Source organism: Pseudomonas sp. Q11 (assembly GCF_024494355.1).
Lineage (GTDB): Bacteria > Pseudomonadota > Gammaproteobacteria > Pseudomonadales > Pseudomonadaceae > Aquipseudomonas > Aquipseudomonas hefeiensis.
In genome coordinates, this window is record NZ_JAKNQY010000004.1 from 82,229 (window position 1) to 92,686 (window position 10,458).

Below are 10,458 nucleotides of genomic sequence, written 5' to 3' on the forward strand. Positions count from 1 at the left end.
TATTTTGTGCTTATGACGGACCTTGAATATGAACGCGTTAACTCTGCCGGACGTTGCTGCGCAGGCTTCGCGCCAGGCCCTGCCCCTCGATTGGGTAGGCATGTGCGGCATCGCGGTACCCGTACAGATCGACGGTCAGCGTCTCAACGCGATCGCTGATGCCGGTGTCAGCCTTGATGACGGTGAGGCCCGCGGCATCCATATGTCACGCCTGTACCTGGCACTGGAGTTGCTCGAAAACGAAACGCTGTCTCCCATGCTGTTACGCCGTATCCTGCAGCAATTCCTCGACAGTCACGCAGGCCTGTCCCACGCCGCCTCGCTGGGCATTCGCACCGATCTGCTACTCAAGCGTCCAGCGCTGGTCAGCCCACTGGCTGGCTGGAAGCGCTACCCAATCAACATCGAAGCCCACCTGAAAAATGGTGTGTTCCACGTGGAACTACACATTCAGATCCCCTATTCGTCCACCTGCCCTTGCTCGGCCGCACTCGCTCGTCAGTTAATCCAGCAGCAATTTGTAGACGACTTTGCCAATAAAGCGCTCGAGCACGCCGAGATCCTGGCCTGGCTAGGCTCATCAAAAGGCATCGTCGCCACACCGCACAGTCAACGCAGCACTGCCACCGTGAATCTGAGGCTGAACGCCGGCATCGACGAACTGCCGCTGCTGTCCATCATCAACGCAGCTGAAGCAGCCCTCGGCACGGCCGTACAAACCGCTGTGAAGCGGGCAGACGAACAAGCCTTCGCGCACGCCAATGGTCAAAACCTGATGTTCTGTGAAGACGCCGCACGGCGGCTGAGCATGGCATTGAGGCGATCACCCGACATCGCCACCCTCGATGTGCGAGTGGTTCACGCCGAAAGTCTGCATGCCCATGACGCCGTGGCGCAAAGCCGTTGGGTCAGGGAGGCACTGTGATTCGTTGCCAGGCCTTACGCTGGGGCGCCCCCGGCCAACCCCTCACACCCCCGCTGAACATAGAGCGGCCCGCGGGGAGCCTGACGGCCATCGTCGGAGCCAACGGTTCAGGTAAAAGCAGCCTGTTGAAAGTGCTGGCCGGTCTGCAAAAACCTTTATCCGGTAAAGTCGCCCTGGATGTTCCACGTCGCGGCAGCGTCTCGTTCCTGGCGCAACAGCAACATCTGGACCGGCAATTTCCAATCAGCTTGCAAGAACTAGTGGCGGCGGGATCCTGGGGTAGCAGGCACACGCTGGCCATGCGCCGCCATCGATTGAACGCCGTACTGCAAGACTGGGCTTTGGATGGCCTGGAGCATCGCTCGTTGATGGCGTTGTCGGGAGGCGAGCTGCAACGCGCCCTTCTCGCCCGCTTGAGTCTGGCCGAAGCCCCCCTGCTGTTGCTCGACGAACCCCACGCGGCCCTCGACGAGCAAGGTCAGGCGCTATTGTGGAAACACATCCATGGCTGGCACGCCGAAGGCCGCACCCTGGTGGTGGTTTGTCATGACCTCGCTGCGGTGCGCCAACATATTCCCCATACGTTACTGGTCAGTCACACCGGCTGCACACTGGGCCGCAGTGTTGATTTGATTGCCCAACAACAACTCACGCAGGTGGCCTGATGCTCGCGGCCGCCCATCTCTGGCAACCCTTTCAGGAATTTGTCTTCATGCGCCGGGCGCTACTGGGCGGCCTGGTATTGGCGTGCAGCACGGCACCGCTTGGCGTGTTTTTGATTCTGCGACGCATGAGCCTGATCGGCGACGCCGTTGCTCACGGTATCTTGCCCGGAGCAGCCTTGGGTTTCTGGTTCGCCGGGCTGAGCTTGCCAGCCCTGACGCTGGGCGGCCTCGGTGCAGGCTTGAGCATGGCCGGGTTGGCTGCCTGGATTACCCGTCGCACCGGCCTGCGGGAAGACGCCAGCCTGGCGGCGATATATCCCATTTCCCTGGCCGTCGGCGTGTTGATTCTCGGTATGGCCGGCAAACGCCTGGACTTGCTTCACCTGTTGTTCGGCTCTGCACTGGCGGTAGATGGCCCGACCCTCATCGGCATGCTCTGGGTTTCAGGGATCAGCCTGGTCGCCATGGCACTGATTTACCGACCGCTGTTGCTAGACACCCTGGATCCTCTTTTCCTGCGAACCGTCAGCCGGCTGGGCCCTTTGGCCCATGGCGTGTTTCTGACCCTGGTCGTCTTGAACCTGGTCATCGGCTTCCAGGCCATCGGCGCGCTGATGGTGGTCGGCCTGATGATGTTGCCTGCTGCCGCTTCACGATTCTGGAGCCGCCGTTTGCCGGTTCTGATGGGAGTCGCGGCGCTGCTTGGATGTCTGTCGGTGTGGCTCGGGCTGCTGTTGTCATTCCACTTCTCGCTACCCAGCGGGCCGGCCATCGTACTGGTGGCGGGCGCGTTTTATCTGCTGTCCGTGGTGTTCGGTCCGGTACACGGTTTGCTGCGCCGCCCGCCTTTACTCACATCCCAATGAGGTGTTTCCCGATGCGCGTTCTGCTCGTGCTGTTCAGTCTGATGCTGTCCTTATCCGCATCTGCCGCCGAAAAGCTCCAAGTGGTGACCAGCTTCAGCATCCTTGCCGACATGACCCAAGAGGTCGGCGGCGAGCATATCCAGATCACCAACCTGGTGGGGCCGGACGCGGATGCACACACCTACGAACCCACGCCGGACGACGCCAAGGCGTTGCTCAGTGCCAAACTGATCATCAAGAATGGTCTGGGCTTTGAACCGTGGCTGGATCGCCTGGTCACCAGCACCGAAACCAACGCACCGGTGATCAGCGCCAGCCGCGGCGTTATTCCTCGTTCGCTGGATGAAGAGGGCGAGACCGTCCCCGACCCGCATGCCTGGCATAACCTGGCGAACGCCGAGCTGTACGTCAGGAACATCAGCAAGGCGCTGGAAACCGCCGACCCGACCAACAAGGCCGACTACGAACGCAACAGCCAGGCATATCTGAAAAAGATCTATGCGCTGCTCGCCGATGCCAAGGCCAAGCTTGGCGCCTTGCCACCGGGAAACCGTAGAATCGTGACGTCCCACGATGCCTTCGGTTACATGGGCCAGGCCTATGGCATCGAGTTTATGGCGCCACAGGGTCTGTCCACTGAACGGGAGCCCTCGGCCGCCGATGTCGCGGCGCTGATTACCCAGATACGCAAAGCGAAAGTAAAAGCCGTGTTCATGGAGAACATCAAAGACGCGCGCCTGCTCAAGCAGATAGCGGCTGAAAGCGGTGCGCACATCGGCGGCACGCTGTATTCCGATGCGCTCGCGACCAGCGGACCGGCCAGTACCTTCATCGGACTGTTCGAGTACAACCTGAATACGTTGTACGACGCATTGAGCCGGCCATGATCTGCAAGCGCCCTTGAACGAACGTCTGTGGAAGCAAAGCTCGCTCGCGATGCGCACGAGCCTTGCTACCACAGATCAACCCGATTATGTACGCCAGAGCGGGATTCAAGCCCTCGGCTTGACCGTCCCGCAATCCTGCCCCAACCACACGGCGCGAGTGTCCAGGCTGCCGTTCTGCTGGATGCCGGTGGCATTGAACGTGCCGTTGACCTGGGTCGTGAACTCCCGATCGCTCTGGAATGTCGCGACCCCATTGCCTTGGGCTTTCGGGCAACTGAAACGAAACTTCCACTGATTACCGGTGCGATCGGTGATCTGCTGTTTGCACCCCGATTGCGGGTCTTGCAGCGGAATATCATTGGTCTGGACCTGTTCCGGGGTCAGGCATACGCGAATACCCTTTCCGCCCATGGTGATGCCCTGCTTTTCCAGCATCGCCCGTTGTTCCGGGGTTATCTGGTTTTGCAGTTGGCCAAGAATCAGTTGCAGGTCTGGCAGATTCTGATTGTCGACCTTCATATTGCTTGTAGTCAGTTCCCACAAACCTGGTTGAAGCATCTGCGCCTGAGCGGCCACAGAAACCGACAAACCCACCGTCAGGGCCAAACCCAGCAGACAAACTTTCATCACAAGCACTCCAGAGGACAGGTGGCCGTTAGACGTCACCTACAGGCTTCGGTTCAGGCTCGACAGGCGTGAATTAAATAGCGACATCCGCCGTGGAACATGGTCTGTTAAGCATTGAAACTTCAGGAGCAAGGCTGCCCCATGGATTACTTCGGCCCGCATGTTTTCGGTTACCTGATCGCACTGCTTCACACTTTGGGTTCCATCGCCGCCGTTCACGCGGTGCTTACGGTACGGACCGCTCAGGGTTCCATCGCCTGGGCCCTGTCGTTGGTATTTATCCCCTACCTGACGTTGATTCCCTACCTGGTTTTCGGCCGTAGCACCTTCGATGGCTATATCAAGGCGCGCCGGCAAGCCAACGAAGAAATGCGCAAAGCCGTCTCCGAGCTGAACTGGCGGCCATGGGTCGAAGAAGCCCTCACCGCCCGTGCCTCTCAGGCCTACGCCTCGTTACGGGCGATGCCCAAGCTGGGGCGCACGCCGTGCCTGGCGAACAACCAGGTGCGGTTGCTCATCAATGGCTTCGCCACATTCGAGGCGATTTTCGAGGCCATTGATAATGCCCGGCAAGCCGTGCTGATTCAGTTTTTCATCATCCACGACGACCGCCTCGGTCAACGTCTGAAAACGCTGCTCTTGAAGAAAGCGGCTGAAGGCGTCGCGGTGTATCTCCTGTACGACCGCATTGGCAGCCATTCCCTGCCCCACCGCTACGTCCAGGCGCTGCGTGATGGCGGCGTCCATGTCAAAGCGTTCGCCACCCGTAGTGGCTGGCTCAACCGGTTTCAGGTCAATTTTCGCAACCACCGCAAAATCGTCGCGGTGGACGGCGTTTTGGGCTTTGTCGGCGGGCATAACGTGGGCGATGAATACATGGGTGAAAAGCCGCCCTTGGCGCCGTGGCGCGATACCCATGTAGAAGTACGCGGGCCCGTCGTGGCGAGTATGCAAGAGTCGTTTGCCGAAGACTGGTTCTGGGCGGACCGTTCATTGCCACCGCTTATCCTGCCGGACACGTACCCTGACGACGGTGTGCTTTGCCAGTTGCTGGCCAGCGGGCCGGCCGACGCGTACGAAACCTGCTCACTGTTTTTTGTCGAGGCGATCCATGCGGCCAGCGAACGAGTCTGGATCACGACGCCGTACTTCATTCCTGACGAAGCGGTATTCGCTGCGTTGCGCCTGGCGGTATTGCGTGGGGTGGACGTGCGTATCCTGCTGCCCTCACGGCCGGACCATAAGGTCGTCTACGCGGCGTCGAGCCTGTACGCGTTCGAAGCAGTACGGGCCGGGGTACGGGTGTTTCGTTATGAGCCGGGCTTCCTGCATCAGAAAGTCGTGCTGATTGACCGTGAAATCAGCGCCATCGGCAGCGCCAACCTGGACAATCGTTCGTTCCGACTCAACTTCGAGGTGATGTTACTGACCGTGGATATCTCGTTCGCCACAGAGGTCGAACAGATGCTCGAGAACGACTTTGCCCAAGCGCTGGAAATCGACAAACAGGAAAGCCGGGAGACCCACCGCCTGCAGAAGATCGGCATGCGGATCGCCCGGCTTATTTCCCCGATACTCTAAGCGGCTAACATCTGGTCAAGGGGTGTAGATGTCATCGCGAGTCCAGGGCAGTTCATGGCTGCCATCGGCATGAGCCTTCACTGCCAGGATCTGGTGCAGATTGATCCAGCCCTTGGCGAATGCGTAGGCGCATCCGGCCAGATACAGGCGCCAGATCCGCAGCGCCTGATCCGGTACTTCTTTGGCGGCGGCCTCAAGGTTATCTTCCAGTCGCTCACTCCAGTGATCGAGCGTGCGGGCGTAATGCATGCGCAGGCTTTCCACATCGACAATCTCCAATCCCGCTTCGCTGATGTGGGCGGAAATCATCGACAGGTGCGGCAGCTCGCCATTGGGGAACACATATTTCTCAATGAATTCGCCCGCGCCCCGTCCGACCGGGCGGCCGTCGGTGTGCTTGGCGGTGATGCCATGGTTCATCACCAAGCCACCCTCGCGAACCGCACCGAATAGCGTCTTGCAGTACTGCTGAAGGTTGGCGTGGCCGACGTGCTCGAACATGCCGACGCTGACCACCTTATCGAAGCGGCCGTCCTGGGGCAGGTCCCGATAGTCGAGCAACTGCAACTCCACTTGGTCCTCCAACCCCTGCGCCTTGACCCGTTCCCGAGCGAGGGTCAGTTGCGCCTGGCTGAGGGTAATGCCGAAAACCCTGACGCCAAATTCCTGGGCCGCGTAGCGGGCCAAACCACCCCATCCACAACCCACATCCAGCAGATAATCATCCGGTTGCAGACGCAGCTTTCGACACAAGTGGCGAAACTTGGCTTGCTGGGCTTGCTCGAGGGTTTCGCTGCCCGTCTCGAAATAGGCACAGGAATAAGCCATGTCACTGTCGAGCCACAGCTGATAGAACGCGTTGGAGAGGTCGTAATGATAGGAAATCGCCTTGGCATCGGTTTCCTTATCGTGAACTGAACGCACCGGTTGATGCGCGCCATCGTCTTCCACCAGTGCCTGACTCAGTTCATCGCAGACTCTAATGACTTCGTTGATCGAACCTTCGAGTTCCAGCTTGCCTTCTACAAACGCCGCACCCAGCGCGCTCAGACTGGGGTGGGTGAATTGCGCGACCATTTGTGGGTCCTTGACCACGATCGTGACGCTGGGATCGGCACCCAACGTAAATTCATGGCCGTCCCAGAGCCGCAATCGAAGCGGTAAGTGCAGATTCTGTAAGGCCGGTGGAAGTTGCGCGAGCATGAGGTATCCCCTTGTTTCAGACGTCTGAAATGAGGTTAGACCATCCTAGAAAAATAGCAGACTATCGAATTTATAGCCTTTTTCTATCGCCTTCCAAATCTGCTGTTTAGACAGTAGCTGCTTGAAGTGGTACGTCCCCTGCGTAGCTGACTATGAGAATGGTTGGCGGAAGGACGAATTTGTTCCACGTGGAACCAAACTCATGGTCACGTTCCACCTATGCGCTCCACGGACGCTGGTAGATGTAATAGGTGAACTTATCCACAACAGGCTGGAAGCAAGGTTTGCTTCCAGCCGTGCCCGGTTTTTACAAACAACGCCTAGCCAGCCGAAATCCGACCCTTGCGCTGGCGACGGCTGATCAGCCCCAGCCCCACCGCCACCACCACCAGGACACCGGCTATTTGCAGCCAAACCTTGTAGGGGCGCAATACCGAACGAATCGGCTCCAGCGCCTGGGTAACGTAGCGTTTGTCCGCATTGCCAAAATCAGGATAAGGACAGTGACGGCCAAAATCCCAGGCCCAGTCCACGTAAGGACCGTGCTGCACATAACGTTGATACAGCGCGCGTTGCTCTGCCAGGCTGGAGTTGTACCCCACTGCGGCACACAGCACCGCTGCAAACGCATGGCTGGTATGGGGCAGGTTATCGGCCGCCTGGCTCGCCAACGCCGTGGCGACAAAACGATAGTGATAACGCCCATCCGGTTGCGCGGCGCTGGCCTGCTGGCGTTGCCACTCGTCTTCGGTGATCAGCGGCCCAACCTTCAGTTTGGCGGGTTCAAGGCGATAGTTGCCGCCGAAGGTGGCGTAGTCCGGCGCCATCTCGTATCCGAGCAGTTCCATACCCTTGGTACGTGCGATCCAGGACGCATTGAAATACGCCTCGGCCCGTCGGGTGGGCCACCACCTGGATTCGGCCTCCTGGCGCAACTGCCCATAGGCTCGGGCCTGGTTCTGTAGCTCGACGTTGTCGAAGTAGTCCGGCGCCTCGTCGTAGCGTCCCTCTCGTAGCAAGCGGCGCCCCAACAGGTTGCGCAGGTTCGCGGCCACCGGCAGTTGCAGGTAATTGTCGCGATCTTGCTGGCTCAACGGCGGCACCGCCGGGACTTGAGCGTCGACGTACTGCTTGAGTTCGTCGACTGTCAGCACCCGCTCAGCGACCGTGGCGGCGTCATACCAATAAAGGCTCTGGCTGCGGTAGAGCTGATCGAAGGCTTGGAGATAATCGCCTCGTTGCAAGGCCAGGATCGCACTTTCGCCTTCGACCCGACACTTGGGTTGCACCGACTCGTAGTCCCAATCCGGCGTGCGTCGCTCGCCCCACGACTCGTCTTTTGGAAACGCCTGTGCGGCTTTGGCATAAGCCGCTGCCGCGGCGCCTTTGTCACCGTCGCGCACCGCCAGTTTGGCCCGCAGCCACCAGGCCAGCCCGCTGTCGCCAGCCTTTTCCAGGAACGCCTTCGCGGCGGCATAATCGCCTTGTTGATAATTCACCGCCGCCAGGCGGTCGGCATTATCGAGGCTGTCACGGGTGCTGGCTTGCAGCAATTTGACCAGCCGTTTCTCGCCGGGCGGTTGTTCACCGAATGACCAGCCGATACGGCTGAGCAACGAAGCGGTGATCAGTTGTTGCACTGCCTTACCTTTGAGCAGGCGCGTCAAGTGCTCGTCCGGCTGCTCGCTCAGGTCACCGACCAATTGCTTCAACGAGCTGTAGCCGACCTCGGAGCCCAGCAGATTCTGGCTGGCATAGAGTTCAATGGCACTGTTCCAATCGCCACGGGTATAGGCAACCCGGGCTTCTTCGCCGAGGCTGGCGACACCCAGCTCCAACGGATCGCTGAAGCCACTGATGCTCAACTGACGAGCCTGACGGAATGCCTCTTGAGCCTGGTCCAGCAATACTGCCGGTTCACCGCTGCCCGCCTCGGTACTCATGGCGAACAATGCTCGCCCCTCGGAATACGCGGCCCAGGTGCTACGCAGCCGGCGCTCGTGCGCCGGCAACGCGAGTAACTGACGGAACCAATCGACCGCCTGCGCATGCTCGCCGGCGTTGAAGGCCGCCGCGCCGATCGCGTACAGCCGCAGTTCGGCAGGCAAATTGGCCGCTTCAGTGGTGACCTGCTGGACGTCGGTCAGCGCCCGCAAACGCTCCACCACCGCTTGCTGCGGCGGGGTCAGGCCAAGCTGTTCGGCCTTGTTGCGTTGTTCGACGTAGGCAGGCAAATCACCGTAGCGGTGATCCGGCTTGCCCGTCGCCTCGGTGGCCGGCTTGAGCCCGGCAATTGCGTGGCCGAGGCGACTGATCTCGAAGCGAAAGCTGCCTTCGGGCAAATCCGCCAGCGATTGGCTACGGTTATCCAACAGGCGCATCGGGAAATCCGGTCCGCAGGCCAGCACCTGGCCCACCGGCAGGCTGAGGCTCAGGCAGAGCAGGCGACTGGGCCACTTACGGGTGAACATTAGAACCTCCTTGGTCAATTTTCGTACAGCGCGCCCAGCCAACGGCACGCTGGGCGCCGGCGGCCAGGCGGCCTTCCTGAATGCGGGTGAAGGTAAGCAGTCCGGGAGTTTGTTGCAACGTGTACCCCGCCAGCGCATCGGCACCGTCGCAGGCGCCAACGACCAAGGTCAGGCGTTGCGGCCAGGGGCTGTCGAGATTGCCCTGGTTAACCAACGCAATATCGTAAAGCCCGCCCTGTTCGTGCACACGCAAGGCCAGGCGACCGTCCAGGCTGTCTCCCCGCGCAACGGCGCCGAGAGTGGTCAAGCTCCAGGCACGTCGGTCATCCGCCAGCGGCAGGCGAAACCAGATCAGCCCGGCCAGGTGTGTCGGCGGCTCGGCCCCCAGTTCCGCTACCAGCCCAGCCACTTGCTGCGGATCAGCCAGCAGCTCACGACGCTCGCCGCCTTGATCGATCGGCACTTCGCTTTCCACCACCGGCCCGCCACTGTCCTGGGTCAACAGCGCCACGCCGTAGGCTGGCAGGGCCAGATAGAACGGTCGCGTGGTCACACCACTCCAGCGTTCGGCCCAGCGCAAAGCCTGTTTCGGGTCGAACAGCCCCTGCCGGGGATCACTCACCGCGTGGACCTGCAACACACTGCTGTCCACCGTCTGCAGCAGCCCTGGCAGCGCAGGGCTGTCGAGCCAGGCCGGCAGCGCCGTGATGCTCAGCCCCAGCGTGGCGGGTAGGGTTTGCCGTAATCGGCTCAAAAATGCGCCGTAGGCAGGCAGCCGTGCATTGCCGGCGTCGTGGTCGATCTCTACCCCCACTGGGACCAAGCCCTGGGCTTGCCAGTCGCTCAGCAGTTGCTGGATCTGCGCGATCACATCGTCCTGATCCAGAAATTTGAGCTGACCGTCCAGGCGTATCACTGCGATCAGCGGTCGACCGTCAGCCTTGAGCAGTTGCGGATCGATCCGTGCGCGGCTCCAGCCGGCCCGGGGAAAGGCCTGCAAGGCAAGAATGCGCAGGCTGGAAAAATCCCTATGACTTTGCCGCAGCGCCGGCGCGTGGGCCGGCGTCCACTGGCGCTGCCAGACATAGAGTTGTTGATCGAGAGCCGGGGCCGGGGACTGTTCGCAGCCGCTTAAAAGCAATGCGGCAAAGGTCAGCGATAGCCGGAAAAGAAAAGCCATGGAATTTCAGCCCCCAAAAAAGGCAGGCAGATTAACCCCTCCCGCGCCAGCCA

9 protein-coding genes are annotated in these 10,458 nt (G+C 60.5%); 5 read left to right on the top strand and 4 right to left on the bottom strand.

Translation table 11 applies throughout. The features are described 5' to 3' along the window. Positions 1–28 precede the first annotated feature (28 nt). Genes folE2 through MA884_RS06160 form a run of 4 tightly spaced genes read left to right on the top strand, consistent with a single transcriptional unit; the run spans position 29 to position 3,343 of the window. Complete coding sequence (folE2, locus tag MA884_RS06145; protein ID WP_256229554.1) at positions 29–925, top strand: GTP cyclohydrolase FolE2; 897 nt, start codon at positions 29–31, stop codon at positions 923–925. After that, the gene (locus MA884_RS06150) at positions 922–1,590 is read left to right on the top strand and encodes an ATP-binding cassette domain-containing protein (protein WP_256229555.1); all 669 of its coding nucleotides are present in this window, start codon (positions 922–924) and stop codon (positions 1,588–1,590) included. The genes folE2 and MA884_RS06150 overlap by 4 nt, the downstream gene beginning before the upstream one ends. Beyond that, complete coding sequence (locus MA884_RS06155; RefSeq protein ID WP_256229556.1) at positions 1,590–2,456, top strand: metal ABC transporter permease; 867 nt, start codon at positions 1,590–1,592, stop codon at positions 2,454–2,456. Before MA884_RS06150 ends, MA884_RS06155 begins: the two co-directional genes overlap by 1 nt. An 11-nt stretch (positions 2,457–2,467) precedes the next feature. Further along, positions 2,468–3,343 (top strand): metal ABC transporter substrate-binding protein, encoded by an 876-nt coding sequence (locus MA884_RS06160; RefSeq protein WP_256229557.1) that lies wholly within the window; start codon positions 2,468–2,470, stop codon positions 3,341–3,343. 105 nt (positions 3,344–3,448) lie between these two features. Here the strand turns inward: MA884_RS06160 and MA884_RS06165 are convergent, their stop codons facing one another. Then, positions 3,449–3,970 carry a DUF3617 domain-containing protein gene (locus MA884_RS06165; RefSeq protein ID WP_256229558.1) on the bottom strand — a complete coding sequence of 174 codons (522 nt, stop codon included), beginning with the start codon at positions 3,968–3,970 and terminating at the stop codon, positions 3,449–3,451. Positions 3,971–4,111: 141 nt separating this feature from the next. Between MA884_RS06165 and cls the strand changes: the two genes are divergently transcribed. After that, entirely contained in the window at positions 4,112–5,551 is a 1,440-nt protein-coding gene (cls, locus tag MA884_RS06170) for a cardiolipin synthase (RefSeq protein ID WP_256229559.1), read from the top strand. Between the two features lie 15 nt (positions 5,552–5,566). Here the strand turns inward: cls and cfaB are convergent, their stop codons facing one another. The 3 genes from cfaB to MA884_RS06185 form a co-directional block, all read right to left on the bottom strand. Continuing rightward, positions 5,567–6,754, bottom strand: coding sequence for a C17 cyclopropane fatty acid synthase CfaB (gene cfaB, locus MA884_RS06175; protein ID WP_256229560.1), 1,188 nt, complete (start codon positions 6,752–6,754; stop codon positions 5,567–5,569). A 320-nt stretch (positions 6,755–7,074) separates the two neighbouring features. Further along, positions 7,075–9,225, bottom strand: a complete 2,151-nt coding sequence (locus MA884_RS06180; RefSeq protein ID WP_256229561.1) for a hypothetical protein — start codon at positions 9,223–9,225, stop codon at positions 7,075–7,077. Beyond that, positions 9,212–10,405, bottom strand: a complete 1,194-nt coding sequence (locus MA884_RS06185; protein WP_256229562.1) for a DUF3142 domain-containing protein — start codon at positions 10,403–10,405, stop codon at positions 9,212–9,214. The genes MA884_RS06180 and MA884_RS06185 overlap by 14 nt, the downstream gene beginning before the upstream one ends. Between the last annotated feature and the right edge of the window lie 53 nt (positions 10,406–10,458).